Genomic DNA, 18,113 nt, shown 5'->3' on the forward strand with positions numbered 1-18,113 from the left:
CCTCTACGCTTCCTCGGCGGCGGCTTCGGCCTCTTCTTCGTCCTCCTCGGAGTCCTCGTCGACCGTTGCAAGCCCAATTTCCCCACGCAGAGCCGACTTGATCTCGTCACGCTGCTCGTCGTTTTCCTCCAGCCACTCTTTCGTGTTTTCACGTCCCTGGGCGATGGTTTCGTCCTGGTACGAGTACCAGGACCCACGCTTCTGGAGAATGTCGTACTCCGTGCCCAGGTCAATAATCTCTCCGAGCGACGAGATGCCCTCCCCGTAGATCAGGTCAAACTCCGCCTCCTTGAACGGAGGCGCCACCTTATTCTTCTTCACCTTCACGCGCGTGCGATTGCCCACGACATCCTGCCCGTCCTTGACGGCCCCAATCCGGCGAATGTCCATGCGGACCGACGAGTAGAACTTCAGCGCGCGGCCGCCGGAGGTCGTCTCCGGGTTCCCGAACATCACCCCGATCTTCATTCGGATCTGGTTGATGAAAATCAAGGCCGTCTTCGTGCGGTTGATGGTGCCCGCCAGCTTGCGGAGGGCTTGGCTCATGAGGCGGGCCTGCAGGCCGACATGGGTGTCGCCCATGTCCCCCTCCAGTTCTGCCTGCGGCACGAGCGCCGACACAGAGTCGATGACAATCACGTCGAGCGCCCCACTGCGCACCAGCGTGTCCGTGATGTTGAGGGCCTGCTCGCCGGTGTCCGGCTGCGAAATCAGAAGCTCGTCCGTGTCCACCCCGAGCTGCTCGGCGTAGTTCGGATCGAACGCGTGCTCGGCGTCCACGAACGCGCACGTCCCGCCAAGCTTCTGGGCCTCCGCAACAACGTGGGCTGCGAGGGTCGTCTTGCCGGAGGACTCGGGCCCGAAGATTTCGGTGATGCGCCCACGGGGGACCCCCCCGATCCCCAACGCGTCGTCGAGCGCGAGGGAGCCCGTCGGAATCGCCTCCACCTCCTGGTTGGGATCGTCGCTGAGACGCATGATTGCCCCCTCGCCGTGGTCCCGTTGAATTTGCTCAACGGCGAGGTCGAGGGCCTTTTCTTTTGCTTCTCCGTCCTTGTCTGACATATCGTACCTGACGCGACTCGATCAAAAGAGCGGGTTTCGGTGCAAGGCGCCCCCGACCGATTCGTGGCTTCGTAGACACGAGGACGACACAGATCTAACGTGCCTGGGGGGTATAGACTCAACGGGTATGAACGAAGCAGCCCACCGGATGGTCCCCGGCCCAAAAATCTGAACACATGATTCGAACATATTCCGCAGCACCCGACGGAAACGGGGCGGTTCACTCCGCAAGACGGTTGTACTGCGAGGAGTGGGAGGGGTCCATTTGGACGAGTAGCCCCTGCGCCTGCCCTTCAAGATCACTCTCCTCGAAGATTGCGGTTAACTCCTGGTTTTTCGTCGCAAAAAAGAGGTTCAGGGCATAGGATTGCGACAGACGGTCGCGGAGCGTCCGGAGCGTCCGGAGCACCTCCATCAGGGTTTTTCGGGCCGCTTCGGTCTCCTGCACGAACCGATCCAGGCCCTTTCGGTGGTACTTGTAGTACACCCGACGCAGGGGCTCGTGGCGCTGGGCGCGCAGGTTCGAAAGAAGCTGCACACGGGTCTGTTGGGTCCCCACCGAGGACCAGCCCGGGTCTCCACTTCCCTCGGCCTGATCGGCCACGGTCTGTGCCCGGTCGAAGAAGGGCGTTCCGCCGAGCGGACTGAACGTATCGTAGTCGTACCCGAGGATCAGATAGGCGTAGAAGTCGAGCACCGACGTCAGCGGGTCGTACCGGTCGAGATCGTGGTTGAGGGACGAGCCCCGACTGTACTCGAAGCGCCACTCTGGGTCGTTCACACGGGCGACGACCGAAGACTGCGAGGTCCCGTAAATGGGGCGCCGGGTCGTGACGACGAGCCGGGCCCGAAACTCGGACAGACTAATCGACTCTTGAAGGACAATTTGCATCGAGCAGGAAATGCGCTCGTGGGGCAGAAACGCATCGTCGGTCCAGGAGCGTTGGTTCATGTACTCCCGGATTTGGCGTTCAAGATCGTCGAGAAAGTCAAACTCCGATTCGGCCCCGCTAATCTGCGAGTCGTCAATCTGGACGCGGCAGCGCAATTCCTGTCCGTCAGCCGGAGACGCGAGCAGAAGCGTCCCCAGGACGGCAAGTCCCCACACAGCCGCCGGAATTCGAACCACAGCTTCGGAGGAGGCGAATGACCAATTGGCAGCGGAATGGTGCTACCTCTCCCCTCGCCGTGAGGTTTCTGACTCGGTTCTCTCGGGCGTTCGTACGGTCCACTCGTCCCACTCCTCGCTCTCACCTTTAATTTTTAATATTTGATTCTTTTCAAATGATTGGATACGATTAGTATCGAAAGTCATGGCACCGGTCGCCCTCTGCCATGCGTCATCTCTTGGGGCTTCTTGTCGCTGGGTGCTTGATGGCCGGCTCGTCCCCGGCGCACGGGCAATCCACGTACGACTTGTTCGGCGGGGCCCGGGCATCGGCCCTCGGATACGCCTCGACCGCCCTCACGACGGCCTCCGGCGTGCACGGCAATCCGGCCGCGGCCGCCCGGCGCTCTCACCGGGTGGTCTCGTTTTTCGCCCGGGAAGCCTTTGGGCTTTCGGCACTTCGGTACGGGTCGGTGGCGGGCACCTGGCCCGCCGCGTGGGGGAGCGTGTCCGGCGGCGCCAGCACCTTCGGGGGCGACGGCTATCGGGAGGTTCATTACAGCCTGGGGTATGCGCGTGGGCTCTCATTCGGGACCAGTCGGCACGTGCACCTTGGGCTCACGGGGCGGTACTACCATACACGCATCGACGGATACGGGAGCACCGGCGCCGTGGGGCTGCACCTCGGCCTTCTCCTCCCTCTCTTGTCGTCGCTGGACCTGGGGGCCCACGCCACGAACGTCAACGGCCCCTCGCTGGTGGAGGGAGAACCCCTGCCCCAGACCCTATCGGTGGGCCTTCAGTATCGTGCGGGCGACGCTCTTCGGGTCCTCGTGGACGTATTTAAGGACCGCGCCTTTCCCGCCGCCCTCCGGGGCGGCCTCGAAGTTCGCCCCCTCTCGTTGATCGCACTTCGCGCGGGCGTCACGACCGCTCCCACCCGATTTACCGGAGGCATTGGACTCCACCTCGGCTGGCTGCAGGCACACGTTGCCGCCGAGCAGCACGCCGAGCTCGGCTGGACGCCCTCCGCGTCGCTCGACGTTCATTGGTAGCGGTGTTTCCATGTCTCCGATACGCCTCGTCCCTCAACGTGCCCTGCCCGTCCTGATCGGTCTGCTCGCCGTCTTTACGGGGCCGCTCCCTACAACCGCCCAGACGCGCCCGGACACACTACACACCGACACCACGAACCTCGGCCCACGCCTGGAGCCCATCCTGGACGCACTCAGCACCACGGACCGCACGGCCACCCTGGCGGCCGAGCAACTCGCCAATCTGAAGGCACAGCCCCTCGCACTGAACCGGGCCTCCGTCGCCGATCTCTCGATGCTGCCCCGCCTAACGTCGAGAGACGCCCACCGCATCGTGCAGTACCGAACCGACAACGGCCCCTTCACCGCGGTGGAAGACCTGCGGGCCGTCGACGGCATCGGACCCGCAGCGGTTCAGTCCGTTCGGCCCTTCCTGCAACTCGAGGAGACGGCCTCCCGGTCGATCTTTCCTCCGATCCGCACAATCACGTCAAATCTTCGCGTCCGTCTCACCCAGCGATATACGCGGCGCCTCGATCTGGGACGCGGGTTTCGTGAGGATCGATTTCTCGGACCGCCTGGGCGTCTTACGACCCGTCTCCAGCTGGCCCACGAGCGTCGCCTTCAGCTTGCACTGACGCTCGACAAGGATCCCGGTGAGCCGCTCCGGTGGTCCCCCCAGACCCAAACCTATGGGTTCGACCACATCACCGGAAGTCTTGCCCTCCGCGACCTCGGCCGCCTCGAAACGCTCGTTCTCGGCGACTTCACGGCCCAGTTTGGGCAGGGCGTCGCCCTCTGGCAGGGGCTTCGGTTCGGAAAGGGACGCGACCCAATCGCTCCGGCCCACAAGCGCGGCCGCGGCGTCCGCCCCTACCACTCGGCCTCGGAGACCTCGTTCTTTCGTGGCGCGGCGGCCACCATCGGGCTGCCCGGCGAACTGTCCCTCACTGCGTTCGCCTCTCGTCGACGCCGGGACGCGTCGGTCGACTCCTCCTCTGCCGGGGGCACCGGCCCGCTTCCGGTCCGCACCGTGTCCGGCGGCGGGCAACACCGCACCCCCAGTGAGCTTGCGCGCAAGGGCACCTTCGGCGAAACGACCCTCGGCGGCGCACTGGCGTACCGACGGGCCGGGCTCCACCTCGGGGTCACGGGCTATCGGGCCCGCTTTTCACGACCGCTCCGGCCCGGGGACCGGCCCTATCGGCGGTTCCGAGTGACGGGCGACGGAACGTCGATGCTTGGGGGGTACGGCACTGTTTTCCTCGGGGACTACACCGTGTTCGGGGACGTTGCGCGTTCGCCCCGCGGCTCGTTCGGCGGCCTGCTGGGCGCCGCACTGGACGGGGACTACGCCGAGGCGGTCGTGGTGGGGCGTCGGTACCCGCCCGACTTTGCGTCGTTCTACGGCAACGCCTTCGGGGACGGAAGCCGGCCCCAGAACGAAATGGGCGTCTACACGGGCCTGCAACTCCAGCTGGCCCCAAAGTGGAGCGTCGGGGCGTACCTCGATCAGTACCGTGCTCCCTGGCTCCAGTTCAATGTGCCCCGTCCCTCCACCGGATGGGAGGCGCGTGTGGTTCTTGACTATGCCCCCCGTCCCTGGCTTTCCAGTTACGTTCAGGTTCGCGTACAAGACGAGGACGAGGGGACGGAGTACCGCCGTGCCGGTCGGTCCCTCGAAGGCCTGCAGCGAAAACGCCGGTACTCGACACGGTGGCATACCGAATACCTGTTCAGCGACGCCCTGACCGTCCGGACACGCCTCGAGCTGTCCCTGCACACAACCCCGGACGCACGTTCGAACGGGTTCTTTTTGTCTCAGGGCCTTCGTTGGAGCCCCCATCCCACCCTCACCGCCGATGTGCGAATCGCATTCTTCGATACGGACGGGTTTCCGGCTCGCATTTACGCCTACGAACATGATCTGAGATACAGCTTTTCGGCCCCCGTTTTCTTTGACCGAGGCCGACGGGCCTACGCCCTCGTGCGGTACGAACCGTTCTCCTCATTGGCCCTTGAGGCGAAATACGGGGTTACCCGCTACGACAATCGAACGACGATTGGCTCTGGCCTGAACCAGACCGAGGGATCCCGGCGTCGCGAAGTCCGACTTCAAGTTCATTGGACCCCGTAACGCGTCGGGAATTACCGAAACTTGTTTGAAGCCTGGCATGGTGATTGATGTGGAAGGGAATTGCATGGATCCAATGCCCCTACGCACGCATTTGCTTCGTGATTTTGGCAACCACCTCGCCCGTATCAGTATCGGCTTGAGCCCGCAGACGGCGTCCCCAAGCCCTCGTCGTTTTTCTCAGTTCTCACCCCCCACCCTTCGATCTATGACTTCATCGGAGACTCCCCGCATTCTGGCCGTAGAGGACAACTCAGAGACCCAACTCTTGTTGGAGCACCTGCTCAAGGGATCCTACGAAACCGAAGTAGTAGCCGGCGTCGAGGCGGCCCTTGCTGCCGTAGAAGAAACGCCCTTTGAGGTCCTGCTCCTCGACATCAACCTCAGTGAGGACCAGACCGGGACGGATCTGCTTCACCTCATCCGGGAGCGTGACGGCATGGGCCAGGTTCCCGCAATCGCGCTTACGGCCTACGCCATGCCGGGCGACCGCGAGGACTTTCTCGAAAAAGGCTTCGACGAGTACGTCAGCAAGCCCTTCACCCGAGACGACCTTACGGAAGCGATCGAAAGCACCCTAAATCCGGCGTAGTTCTCATCCGGGGTACAGAAAAAGCCCAGGGCCAGAAGCCCTGGGCTCGACTGGGCGGCCCGAACATACATCCCGATGAGCGTCGACAGTTCTAATTCACGCACGTGGCCTTGAGCGTATCGCGTCGGTCCGAGAGCAGGGCCTCCCACTCGGCTTCGTCGACCGGCTTGTCTCCCTTGAAGTACTCCCACTCGTCGACGCTCTCGTCGGAGATGACGACCGCGTTCGACATGTGAGCCACACGCTTGAGAACGGGAGCGGTCTCCATCTGGTGAACAAACGTAATGGTGCACTCGCCGTCGGCCGTCTTTTCCTTCACTGACAGCCAGTTGTCACCACAAACCTGGCAGCTATAAAAGCGAGACTCTTGCTCCTCGCCAAGCGGGTTGTCGAACTGATCCTCCTCTTCAAAGACGACCTGCATTGGACGCAGACTTTCACATCCACACGTCTTGCAGCGGAGCGTTTCCATACAGGCGGAGTAGACTGATGAACAGCCAATGGAGTAGCCCGAACGTCCCCACCCCGCACAAGTTCGTTCGGGCCGGTTGCCCCCACTTACGCGTCGCCGGGACCGTTCGCCACGAATTGCGCCGCCGCGGGACGCGCGCCCGATGCCAGACAGACGCCGCACAACGATGCTCCCGTGAGGGCCCACCAGAGAGATGCCGTCGAAGACCCAACGGTCCAGAACCAGACAAGACGATGCATTCGGGATCCATCGATTGTCGGCCCTCGGACGTCTGAACCCCAGTGCGCGGAGGGCGTTGTCCCGACTCGAAAACGAGGCACCAAAATGGGTGCCTCTCGGGCCTTCTCTGCAATGCCCCCCCGGCTACGGCCGCACTCCCGCTCTACTCAGTGTCCGTTCTGACCAATGACATTCACCCTCGAAGCCCGCTGGTTCGGCTCCGCCCCCCTCCCCGATGCCCTCCGACAATGGTTCGCCGCACTGGGGGCGGTGGAGACCTCTACCCAGACCGACCTGTACCTCCCCGCAGAGGATCCTGCGTTCAACCTGAAGATGCGAGACGGACAGCTCCAGATCAAGCGCCGGCTCGCCGGCCCCCTCAGTACTGCCTTCAGCGACGCGGCGAGTGGACGCTGCGAACAGTGGGGAAAGTGGACCTTGGATCTGGCCGACCCGCCGGTCGCTGTTTGGGACGACGATCCCACAGACCTGTGGGTGGCCGTGGAGAAGACGCGCCACCAACTGTCGTTTGCCCCGGAGGAGCAGTCTGCCCTCTCGGAACGCCTGCCCACCACCCCCGCAGCGACCCTTGACGCCGAACTGACGACCGTGGAGGCCGCCACGGACACCGCCTGGACCTTCTGCCTAGAGGCTGAGGGGCCTGTGGCAAGCCTCGTGGACACGCTCACGGCGGCCGGCCCCGCCGTATTGGACGAGACGCTGCCGGTCGCCCTTGCCCCCAACCAGTCGTTTGGGTACGTACGCTGGCTGCAGCAGCGCCCCTCCGTTACGACACGCCCCGCCTCCGGTGTCCAAATTCCCCGCAACTAGCCGGGCATCCTTCTTCGGAACGCCGGGGGATCGCCCTCCTCTACAGGGGGGCCACCTGCCCCACCCCCACTGCGTGGGGCGCACCCGAGGCAGAGTGGGCGATCCGGCCCATCGAGAGGCGTAGAACCTGTCGTAATTCGTGCCCCGAGGCTGCACCTCGACCGTGGCCCGATTTTCGGCCCATCGGGGCTCGTCCTCGCGGGTCGGTTCAAAATCAGAACGGGCTCCTAGGGGCAACTCCACTGCGGAGCTTCCTACAAAGCAAAGCCCCCCACGCACACCGTCTGTCGGTTCTCCGAAGAATCGTTGACGACAGCCTCTGGGAGGGACCTGTGTCCCTACGCAGTGCTAGAAGTGAAAGGGGCAAGCCCCATCGGCCATCCGGTCCTGGCGCGCACCGATGCCACCACGATTCGCGTTGGAGGCCGCGACCACGCATGTTTTTGAGAAAATGGGGGGCTCTGTACCGCAAATGCGACTCCACTCTACACCGTGAGAGATTCTCCTCGGCCACGCCCCTCGGCGTGGCTCCTCCTTTGCACGTGCTTCCTCGGCGCCTTTGCCCTCGGCGGATGCCAAAGCTCTGGGCAGGAGACAGCCGGACGAACGGTCGCCGAGCCCGCACCAGAGAACTACCGGGACTTTCAACACGCCGACAGCCTGGCGGCCCACCTCCGTTCTTCTCCGGATCCCCTGGTGAGTGCCCACCGGGGCGGGCCGGACACGGGCTTCCCCGAGAATGCGCTCTCAACCTTCCGTCACGCGTTAACCCACGGGCCGGCTCTCCTGGAGACCGACGTGCGGATGACCAGGGATAGCGTGCTCGTGTTGATGCACGACGCGACCCTCGACCGGACAACGACGGGACGGGACTCCGTCCGGGCTCACACGCTGGAGGAGCTCCGCTCCCTCCAACTGGTTACCAACAGCGGCACCCCAACTCATTTCGAGATTCCAACGCTCCCGGAGGCGCTGGCCTGGGCGGACGGACGAACTGCTCTCCAGCTGGACGTGAAAGACAACGTGCCCCGTTCTCGGGTTGCAGCGTCCCTCCGACAACACGATGCCCTCGATCAGGCGCTGGTCATCACCTATACGTTGGAGGACGCCCGGTGGTATCACCAGCGTCTGCCGAACCTCATCCTCTCGGTCTCGGCGGAAACCAGCGAGGAGGCCAACGCCCTGGTTCGGGCAGTCGACCCCTCGCGCCTGCTCGGGTGGGTTGGGATCGGAGCGGTTGCCGACGGCCCCGCCGAGGTGTTTTCGAAGAACGAGGTTCCAATCTCCGTCGGGACCTTCGGGGAAACCGACCAGCAGGCACGCAGCCAGGGACTCATCGTGTACCACCGCCTGTTTGATCGGGGGGTCGACGTGATCTCTACCGACGAAACCGCCCTTGCCAGCCAGGCGGCCGCCACCTACGACCTCCAGACATCCAACTGAACCGGGCTGTCCCTTACGGACGGAAGTCAAATTCCAGCTGCCCGCCCGCCCTCTCCTCGTCGGTGAGCGAGGAAACGCTAATCCCCAGAAGCCGAACCGGCTCGTCCGGAGGGTGGGGGCGACGCAGAAGACGTTCCGTGATGGTCATGAGCGCGTCCTCCGCACGAAGGGGGCGGTCTACCGTCGTCTGTCGGGTAGACACCTGGTGGTCGTGGCTCTTGAGCTTGAGGGTCACGGTTCGTCCCTTCCGGTTCGCTTGTCGAAGACGTTGGGCCACCCTCTCGGCGATTGGAGACAGCCGGTCCAGCATCGTTTCCGCCCGGGCAATGTCTTCCGGGAAGGTTCGTTCGGCCCCCACGGACTTGCGGTCCCGATCGGGCTGAACGGGCCGGTCATCGGTTCCCACCGCGAGCGTCTTAAAGTGGCGCCCCCGCTTGCCAAAGTGATGGATGAGTGTTCGCTCCGGGGTCTCTTGCAGGTCGGCCCCGGTCTGAATGCCCAGCTCCTGCATCTTCGCCGCGGTGACCGGCCCGATCCCGTGAAACTTCTCAATCGGCAGTTGGGCAATGAACTCCATCTGCTCGTCGGGACGAACCACGGTGAGCCCGTCCGGTTTGTCCAGGTCGGAGGCTACTTTCGCGACAAACTTGCCGGGCCCCACCCCCGCAGAGGCGGTGAGCCCCGTCTCCTCGTAGATTTCGGCCCGGAGGCGGCGAGCAATCAAGGTGCCCGACGGGCGCCCCGTCTTGGGCTCCGTCACGTCCAGGTACGCCTCGTCCAGCGAAAGCGGCTCGACCAGATCGGTATACCGCCGAAGGATCTTTCGAATGCGCTTCGACTCCTCCTGGTACACGTCCATGCGGGGGGACACGAAAATAAGGTCGGGGCACTTCCGGTCGGCCTCCACCGCCGGCTGCGCCGAGTGCACGCCGTAGGGCCGGGCCTCGTAGCTCGCCGTCTGGACGACACCTCTCGGAGGGTCGCCCCCGACCGCAATCGGTTTTCCGGCGTACCGGTCGGGAAAGTCGCGTTGCTCGATCTGGGCGTAGAACGCGTCCATGTCCACGTGGACGATTCGACGGGCGTCTTTCTCCGTGTCATTGCCAGACGTGCCGTCGGGGTCGTAGCCGCTCATCGTTGATCAATTCGGAAGCGAGGGAGGGTGCGCAGCCGAAGGCGCTCTCGGGTGGGACTGTGTTTGACGCCATGTACGGCGGGCTCCGCTTCTGGCTCGGCGGGGGTCTCACCTCTCCGACGGGTCGTCCATCACGGGACCGATGGATTCAGCCCCCTCGCTTGGGCCAGCGAATGGGGGCTTGGTCTGTCTCTGTCCCTGGTTTCTCACTCCACCACGCGTGCCTCGTTTCAGGACCACTGAGACGTTTTTTGCAACGAGACGGCGGGGAGTGCTGCGGCGGACCGATGCCTTTCATCCACGAAGCGATCCGTTGATGCGTGATAAATTGATTTATCTTAGACACTGCCGGTTCTTACGACGGATCGCATCCTGTAGGTCATTTCGGGGGCCCTCAAATTCGTCCGTGGCTCACGGGTCTGAGAACGCCTTCCATCGCAGCGTGACGCCCTCACGGTCTTCCATTTATCACGGTCTCCCCTTTGAGAGTCCGTCTGTGCCCGACGGGAGCCGCGATTCTGACTACCGTTCCAGCTGGTCGAGCGTGCGTCCGGCGTCGTCCGTCCACTCGCTCCATCCATTGCTCGAGCGGCCGAGGACGACGCCAGAGGCGGCGCTCGGGGAGTTAAAGGCATGATTCTCCCGAAAGACGAGCCGGTCGTCCTGGCGTTGCAGAACCCCATCTGCCCGGAGGTTCTTTCGCCGTTGCTCGATCGCCTCCGGCGCCGACGGAGTCGTTTCCAAACGGGCCGCCGATCCTTCAAAGACCACGAGGCCGTCTTCGGTGTACTCCCCCGTGGCCTTCGCGCCGTTCCCTTGACAGTACAATTTGGGCTGTCCGCTACCGGTATCCTTCTCGGTCGGAAGCGGGTTGAGAATCGGAAAGCCAAGCATCGAAAGAAGCGTCTCGATGGTGCCGAAGTTGTCCCGAAGCTCTGCGAGCATCGCCTCGGGAATGTGCGGCTCCGCGGGCGTCTGGCTGTTTTGGAGCCGGAAGCGCTGGGCCTTCTGCGCCGTCCGGATGCAGTCGTATTCCAGGCGCCGGGCGTGGGCCTTTGTGAAACTGCGGGTCTTCGACGTGATGGTGACGGCCGTCGTCCAGAAGTCTTTGCGCCGGTGATGCCCAGCGACCCGCTGTAGGCAGTTCTCCGCCTCTCCAATGTACGCTGGGGGCTTGCTCGCATCGTCCCCCACCTCCCCAAACAGAAAGTACACCCCAACCCGATGCACCTCGTCGCGTCGTTCGGCCGCGTCGAGCTTCTGGCGGGGAATCTGCACCGCCTGGACGGTTCGACTGGTGATTTCGGCAACCCGGAGGCTTTGGGCATTCCCGTCGGGAAGAAAGATCTGGACAGTCTTTGGACGAGCGTCATCCATGGGAGGCGAGCAGATCAGGCGGTTAAATGCAACGGCAGGCAAATGGCCCCGTCAAGAATCCGTCCCATTCACTTCTCGTTCAGTCCCTTGGTTCTCATCGGGGGAACGGGCAGGAAGCATTCCGTGGGCTGAAAGCGAAGGTCGATGGTTCACCTGGACACAGGTGCGTGCGCAGGCGACGACACAGTCGATTGAGCTTCACAGGCCCACCGGGGACGGCCACTCCCTTCGTGATCGGCTACCCGGGCCAGTTGTCATACGCGAAAAGAAGCCACGGATTTCGGAGTCACAAGAAACAACGGCCCCTGTGTTTTACCCGGGCGCTTAGAGGGGGCGGCGCGCCCATAACGAACATAGGTTTATCTGGCCCTCGGGGTGTATTTAGAAAAAAACTACAGTACCAAACTACACTTTGCAATAACGGCACCCCGGTTCGGAAAACGTCGTCACACACGTGCTGTCGTGAGCCGAATCGGGGGCACTCTCGTCATCCCCTGGTAGCGACGAGTCCAGTGCACGCCACACGATTGCCGCAATGGTGCCCCCCAGTGAACAGAATACACGTCAGAAGAAACACCCGGGATCACTCGCCTCGGGGCGTGCATGCCATCTACAGTCGGTCCATCTACAGTCGGTCGGTCAAAGCATCCGGAGCCCGTAGGCGCCGTGAATAAGCCCAACGCAAAGGTGTATCAGCAGCTTCTTGAGCTCGAACGGCAGGCCCGTCCCTGCCTTTTGGTTCTCCCAGAGACTGTCATCGCCGCGAAGACGATTCAGCGCGTTGACGACCGCTCCGCCTCCGTGCCGACGGTGCGTGTGATTGGTTCCACCGGCGAAAAGAGGGACGTCCCACTCCGGCTCATCGAGAGCATCGAGCTCCCGGTGTGATGGGTGGCCCTCAAGGAGGCGACACGACTGGTCAGTCGTCGTGTTGCTCACGGGCTTGCTGTTCCCTCGACCAGTCAGAAGAGGCACGTTGCTCACTGCCAAACCGTCTCTCGAGCAAAAGACCCGCCCATTTTTCCCCTGTGCTGCTTCCTGCACTCTTCCCACTGAATGCCCCCCCGACGTGCGCACGCACCGCGGTCGTGGTGCTCACCGTGGCGCTCCTGCCACTGGCCGCCGAGGCGCAGGTGCTCGACACGCTGGCGACGGGGTCTGATTCAGTAGATTACGAGGTTGAGACGTACTTCGTGAAGGTGGACACCGCCTCGTTCTTCAAGCCGCATGACGACAAGAAGGCCGTCCGGGCCCTTCTCAACCGGACTGGAAGGGGACGATGCAGGGTGGTGACCGTAGTGCGCGCAGTTAACCAACGGAAGGCGAACGTACTTGCCAAACGCTACAGCGGGGGGGTCATTAACATGCGTCTCATCGTACGATGTGCACCGCTCCCCCCCACCCGATCTTCCGTTCCCACCCTCACACTAAGCCAAGGGCGAGGAGGGCCCCCTGAATCCAAACAACGAGCTGCATCGCTCCCGGCGTGGAGTACCAGAAGATCTAGTCTCTTCTCAGCAGCGATTCAAGAGCAGTGACAGTCTCTGTCTGAACTGCGTCACGCCCGGCCGGTCCGGACTGTCCGATGACCCAGGGGGCCCGCAGGTGCAGAGAGTGCGGCGCCTCGAACATCGTCGACAACGGCGGTCGTCACTTCGGGAAGGGCGCGCGAGCGATTCTGTCACCTACCAATCGCCGCCGAAGAGATGCTCCGAGTCGATTACTGATTGGTCAGGTCGCAGATGCCTGAGGCGTCCTACTTGCCTACGACGTTGACCGACAAGGGCGCATTGATGGCAGAACCGGAGATGACGTTCTGCTGAGACAGGGTGGTTGCGTCCAGAACGAGGACACGGTCGTCGGGCCATTCGGTCACGTACACCGTTTTGTCGTTCGGGCCAACGCCCACCAATTCAAGACCTACCGTCGTCCGGGTGACCGGTTCGATCATCGTTTGCGTGCTTGATCCGAGCGCGCCGGTCGACGGATTAAACGAAAACCGCTCCAGATGGCCCCTCCCCGTAAAGTCCCCGACGCTGCTCACCACGTACACAGCGCTGCCGCCGGAGCTGAAGTCGGCAGAATGGCCCAGAGAAGCCGTCCCTCCGCCATGTGCCGCGAGGTTCTGCGTGTCCACGACGTTCATGTTTGCCGTGGTGAACGTCTGTGCCTTCGCGAGCGCATTGACAACGATCCCGGCTTGACTCCCCGGGGCACAATGAACGTTTTGAGGGGGAGCAGATGTCTGGAACGAGTCCCCCGTGTCGGTGAGCTGCTGCTGGTCGTCAATCTTGAGCTTGCGCACTGCCCGCTGGCTTCCTGTGCCGTTCATCGCGACAAGCACCGTTGACTCATCGTCGCACACGTCCACTGTCGCGTCAGACCCCGGTCCGAGATTGAGCACATCCTCCTCCGACTGAGCCGCAGGCACTGCGCTCGAGACCAGGATGTCACTTGATCCTAATGCGTCCCGGCCTGCACTCACAATCGTCAGGGCATTCACCTCCGCCATGTCGGTGGCAATGTAGGAGACCGTTGTGGGCGTTCCCTCCAGTACAGGCGGCGACTCAATGTCTACCACGTGGATGGTGGTCTGTCCCTGCGTAACCTCGCCTCGCACGTACCCCATCTGACCATCTCGGCGAAGTAGAATTTCACTAACCCCCCCACTTACGTTCGGGATAGCAACATTTCCTTTGATGGTACCTGTACCAGGCTCGAAGGCTGTCACCTCGTTTGTGCCCTCACTCCCGAGAAGGGCCATTTCCTGCGGGTTGCAGGCGCCAAGGACGAGACAGAGGGCGGCAACAAGCAGTACAGAGATGCTCGCTGCAGTTTTCGCGTCACGGACTGCAGGGTGGGAAGCGGACGTGTAGGTCATGGGCTTGGAGATCGTGATGGCACAGGGCATGGCAGATCCGACCCGAACACCAAGCGTCCTTCTGAGGCAAGGCCCGAGAGGGGCTCGGGATGTACGGAGACACGTCAGCTCTGCAGGCCTAACGTCCCTGCCAAAACACCCAGTCACCGTGCCTGTCGCAACGGGCCAATTCGTGACCCATCGAAGCGCGACACACAAGCCCGGGTACGGTGTTGAGGACCTTTCCTTTGAGGATGTCCACGAAGAGCCGCACGACCTCGTCGCACGCTTGAAGGCTTCTCGACCGCAGATGGAACGGTATTTTAAAAACGCTTTCTCCACCATCGAGGGGGTGGGCACATCCCGCTACGGCTCGGCCTCCCACACGAAGAGCTCATTTGCTCTGAGGTCGACCCACAGGACAGTACGGGCCCCGTGATACATGATCCGCTCGGCTCAGGAGACGCCACACGCTTTTTCTTCGTTTTCAGGGTCCTTTTTGCAGGTCGGGGATCGGTCTTATCGTAGAACTGCACACAGTCATGCCCGCACTGGAGGATGCGAACAACCATTAGAATGGGGCGACTGCTCAACTATAGATCACATTGGAGCAGTCCTTCCCGGTTCAAAGGGGTCCCCTGACGGCCGAGCCCCCCACAACTAAAAAGCCCCTCAGGCGACGCTGAAGGGCGATGTTCGAAGTGTAGGTCGGCGGTGGGGGAGGGATTTGAACCCCCGGGACCCGTGAGGGCCCTCCGGTTTTCGAGACCGGTGCATTCAACCAGGCTCTGCCACCCCACCGTGAATGTCGATAATGCCGTACATCGTGCCGTGGGCCACGTTCCGCTGGTCGTGCGCCGCTCGCAGCTAAATCACTGTGAACCGGACCGGGGGGCCGCCCCACAGCGCCAAAACGGAAGCTACTCCAAGCGATCGCGGACGAGGGCCGGAACGCCATCCAGCACCGTGTCGAGGGCCTCAGGGTCGCGCCCGCCGGCCGACGCCAGGGACGGGCGCCCGCCGCCGCCGCCACCGAGTCGGTCGCCCAGCGTCCCGACGAGATCTCCGGCCCGCAACGCCCCGTCGTCGACGAGGTCATCGGCCACCGTGGCCACCACGTACGCCTTCTCTCCGTCCTCCCCCACACTGCCGAGAACCCCAACAGCCCCCTCCCCCAGCTTGTCGCGGAACTGCTGGCCCAGTTCCTGTAGGTCGTCCATGCTTGCCCGGTCGAGCCGGCCGGTGACCACCGTGATCCCGTCCACTGAGGCTGCGTTCTCGGCGATAAAGGTGTCCAACTGGTCCGAGAGCTGGCCGCGGCGCAGCTGGTCGACCTCGCCCGCCAGGCGGTCGCGCTCCTCCTGCACCTCCGCGATGGCCTCCGGCAGGGACGTATGCAGCGACCGAAACTGCCGACGCGCCCGCGTCAGCGTCTCCAGCTCAGACTCCACGTGCTCCAGCGCCGCCTTCCCGGCCACGGCCTCCACGCGACGCACGCCCGACGCCACCGATCCCTCAGACAGAAAGCGGAAGAGCCCAATCTCACCGGTGGCGTCGACGTGGGTCCCCCCGCACAACTCCATGGAGAAGTCCGGGTCGAAGGTGATGACGCGCACCCGGTCCCCGTACTGCTCGTCGAACAGGGCCGTCGCGCCGCGGTCCAGCGCCTCGTCGATGGGCACGTCGCGCGCCTCCTGCTTCGGGATGTTTTGTTGGATCGCGGTGTTCACCCGACGCTCGATGTGACGCAGGGTATCCTCGTCGACCGCATCGAAGTGGCTAAAGTCGAATCGGAGTCGGTCCGGGGCCACGAGCGACCCTTTCTGCTGCACGTGATCCCCCAGTGTCTCGCGCAGGACGGCGTGCATCAGGTGAGTGGCCGTGTGGTGGGCACGAATGTGATTGCGGCGCTCCGCATCTACTGCCGCCTCCACCGGCCCGTCCAGAGGCTCCGGCAGGGTGTCCACCGTGTGCGCGATGCGCTCGCCCTCGCGCTGGGTGTCGAGCACCTGCACCGACTCGTCCCCAAATCGAAGCGTGCCGGTATCCCCGACCTGTCCCCCCGCCTCGGCGTAAAAGGGCGTGCGGCTCAGCTCGACCTCGTACTGCTGTGTGTCACCGGTCTCCACCACCCGCACCGCACGCACCTCGGCGTCAGGGACGACGGCCCGATCGTACCCGACGAAGACAGACGCCTCTCCCGGCGACACCGACTGCCAGGCCTGTACGTCGCTCTGATCGACCGCAAAGTCGGAGGCGGCGCGTGCACGCTCCTGCTGCCGGTCCATCAGCGTTTCGTACCCCTCCATGTCCACGTCCAGGTCGCGCTCGCGGGCCATGAGCCGCGTGAGGTCAATCGGGAATCCGTACGTGTCGTGGAGGAGAAACGCGATCTGTCCCGGCAGCGTCCCCCCGCGGGCCGTACGGGCGAAGCTGTGCAGGATGTCGTTCTCGTCGTCGGTGTCGACGTAGGCCTTCTCCAGCAGATCCATCGCCTGGGCGTCCTCTCGAAGCGCGCCGAGAAGACGATCGCTCTCCTCCCCGTCCGTGTCTTGGAAACCAGTGACGTGGGGCACCACGCGCTCGAAGAATTCGATGCCCGTGCCCAGGGTCTCCAGGAAGCTCTCCTCTTCGGACCGGATCGCCTGCTCGATGAACTCCTGCTGCTCGGCGAGCCCGTCGAACGGGCCGCCCATTTTCTCAATCAGCGGGTCGACGAGGCGATGCAGGAACGGCTCCTCCAGCTCGAGGGTCTGGTAGCCGTAGCGGACGGCGCGGCGCAGGATGCGGCGGATGACGTATCCCCGCCCCTCGTTGCTCGGCATGACGCCGTCGGAGATGGCGAAGGCGATGGCGCGGATGTGATCGGCCACCACGCGGAGGGCAATTCGCACCTGCTCGTGCTCGTCATCGTCTTCGATGTGCAGATCGTCGTAGCCCCGAATCTCCTCGCGCGGGGAACGGTCGGCCATGGCCTGCAGGAGCGGCGCGAAGAGGTCCGTGTCGTACGTCGATTCCTTGCCCTGCAGCACGGCCACCATCCGCTCAAAGCCCATCCCCGTATCCACGTGCTGGTCGTCGAGCGGCTCCAGGCTGCCGTCGGTCTGTGCGTTGTACTGGATAAAGACGAGATTCCACAGCTCCATCACCTGTGGGTGGTCGACGTTCACCAGCTCCCGCCCCGGCGTCTCTTGTCGGGCCTCGGGGGGGCGGAGGTCCACGTGAAGTTCCGAGCACGGACCGCAGGGGCCAGTGTCGCCCATCATCCAGAAGTTTTCCTTGGACGGTTCGTAGAGGACCCGCTCTTCCGGGAGGGGCGTCTCCGAAAGCCACAGGTCGTACGCCTCCGCGTCGGCCGACAGGCCAAAGTCATCGTCGCCCTCGTGCACCGTGGCGTACAGTCGGTCCGGCGCCAGCCCCCACCGCTCCACGAGGAGCTCCCACGCCCACCGGATGGCCTCGGCCTTGAAGTAGTCGCCGAAGCTCCAGTTGCCCAGCATCTCGAAGAAGGTGTGGTGGTACGTGTCGTGCCCCACCTCCTCCAGGTCGTTGTGCTTGCCGGAGACCCGCAGGCACTTCTGCGTGTCGACGGCCCGGGAGTACGGCCGCTGACCGGTCCCCAGAAAGACATCCTTGAATTGATTCATGCCGGCGTTCGTGAAGAGCAGGGTCCCATCCCCGTCCGGTACGAGGGACGCACTGGGGACAACCTCGTGACCCTTCGCCTGAAAGAACTGCAGAAAGTCCTGGCGGATCTCTTCGGAGGAGCGGGACGGGTCGGCGGACGACTGGAGGTGCGGATTCATCGGGTCGTGGGACATTCGGTCTTGGCTGAGTGGAAGA

General features: G+C 63.5%; 13 protein-coding genes and 1 tRNA gene. 5 read left to right on the forward strand and 9 right to left on the reverse strand.

From position 1 onward, the window contains the following. Positions 1-3 precede the first annotated feature (3 nt). Complete coding sequence (gene recA, locus SRU_RS08090; RefSeq protein ID WP_011404279.1) at positions 4-1,065, reverse strand: recombinase RecA; 1,062 nt, start codon at positions 1,063-1,065, stop codon at positions 4-6. A gap of 220 nt (positions 1,066-1,285) precedes the next feature. Next, positions 1,286-2,194 carry a DUF4835 family protein gene (locus SRU_RS08095; RefSeq protein WP_103015543.1) on the reverse strand — a complete coding sequence of 303 codons (909 nt, stop codon included), beginning with the start codon at positions 2,192-2,194 and terminating at the stop codon, positions 1,286-1,288. Between the two features lie 245 nt (positions 2,195-2,439). Between SRU_RS08095 and SRU_RS08100 the strand changes: the two genes are divergently transcribed. The 3 genes from SRU_RS08100 (at position 2,440) to SRU_RS08110 (ending at position 5,933) form a co-directional block, all read left to right on the forward strand. After that, positions 2,440-3,228, forward strand: coding sequence for a hypothetical protein (locus tag SRU_RS08100; RefSeq protein WP_237701675.1), 789 nt, complete (start codon positions 2,440-2,442; stop codon positions 3,226-3,228). A gap of 10 nt (positions 3,229-3,238) precedes the next feature. Further along, positions 3,239-5,344 carry a helix-hairpin-helix domain-containing protein gene (locus SRU_RS08105; RefSeq protein WP_112904045.1) on the forward strand — a complete coding sequence of 702 codons (2,106 nt, stop codon included), beginning with the start codon at positions 3,239-3,241 and terminating at the stop codon, positions 5,342-5,344. Between the two features lie 205 nt (positions 5,345-5,549). Beyond that, positions 5,550-5,933 (forward strand): response regulator, encoded by a 384-nt coding sequence (locus SRU_RS08110; RefSeq protein ID WP_043552317.1) that lies wholly within the window; start codon positions 5,550-5,552, stop codon positions 5,931-5,933. A gap of 91 nt (positions 5,934-6,024) precedes the next feature. Here the strand turns inward: SRU_RS08110 and SRU_RS08115 are convergent, their stop codons facing one another. After that, positions 6,025-6,357 (reverse strand): hypothetical protein, encoded by a 333-nt coding sequence (locus SRU_RS08115; protein WP_112904047.1) that lies wholly within the window; start codon positions 6,355-6,357, stop codon positions 6,025-6,027. Between the two features lie 453 nt (positions 6,358-6,810). Between SRU_RS08115 and SRU_RS08120 the strand changes: the two genes are divergently transcribed. Together SRU_RS08120 and SRU_RS08125 are read left to right on the forward strand one after the other, a co-directional pair. After that, on the forward strand, positions 6,811-7,455 hold the full coding sequence (locus tag SRU_RS08120; protein ID WP_013062027.1) for a hypothetical protein: 645 nt from the start codon (positions 6,811-6,813) through the stop codon (positions 7,453-7,455). 696 nt (positions 7,456-8,151) lie between these two features. Continuing rightward, a complete protein-coding gene (locus SRU_RS08125; RefSeq protein WP_237702054.1) occupies positions 8,152-8,898 on the forward strand; it encodes a glycerophosphodiester phosphodiesterase family protein in 747 nt (248 codons plus the stop codon). 13 nt (positions 8,899-8,911) lie between these two features. Here the strand turns inward: SRU_RS08125 and dinB are convergent, their stop codons facing one another. From dinB to alaS, 6 genes are all read right to left on the reverse strand, one after another. Then, the gene (gene dinB / locus SRU_RS08130) at positions 8,912-10,033 is read right to left on the reverse strand and encodes a DNA polymerase IV (protein ID WP_011404287.1); all 1,122 of its coding nucleotides are present in this window, start codon (positions 10,031-10,033) and stop codon (positions 8,912-8,914) included. 522 nt (positions 10,034-10,555) lie between these two features. Then, on the reverse strand, positions 10,556-11,410 hold the full coding sequence (locus tag SRU_RS08135) for a GIY-YIG nuclease family protein (protein WP_112904049.1): 855 nt from the start codon (positions 11,408-11,410) through the stop codon (positions 10,556-10,558). Positions 11,411-12,049: 639 nt separating this feature from the next. After that, positions 12,050-12,394: a hypothetical protein gene (locus SRU_RS15500; RefSeq protein WP_237701676.1), complete on the reverse strand. Its 345-nt coding sequence runs from the start codon at positions 12,392-12,394 to the stop codon at positions 12,050-12,052. 772 nt (positions 12,395-13,166) lie between these two features. Beyond that, positions 13,167-14,291, reverse strand: a complete 1,125-nt coding sequence (locus SRU_RS08145; RefSeq protein WP_237701677.1) for a hypothetical protein — start codon at positions 14,289-14,291, stop codon at positions 13,167-13,169. Positions 14,292-14,982: 691 nt separating this feature from the next. Further along, positions 14,983-15,071, reverse strand: a tRNA-Ser gene (locus tag SRU_RS08150). Positions 15,072-15,190: 119 nt separating this feature from the next. Then, complete coding sequence (alaS, locus tag SRU_RS08155) at positions 15,191-18,091, reverse strand: alanine--tRNA ligase (RefSeq protein WP_011404291.1); 2,901 nt, start codon at positions 18,089-18,091, stop codon at positions 15,191-15,193. Positions 18,092-18,113 lie beyond the last annotated feature (22 nt).

The sequence above is a fragment of the Salinibacter ruber DSM 13855 genome, from assembly GCF_000013045.1.
GTDB classification, from domain to species: domain Bacteria; phylum Bacteroidota; class Rhodothermia; order Rhodothermales; family Salinibacteraceae; genus Salinibacter; species Salinibacter ruber.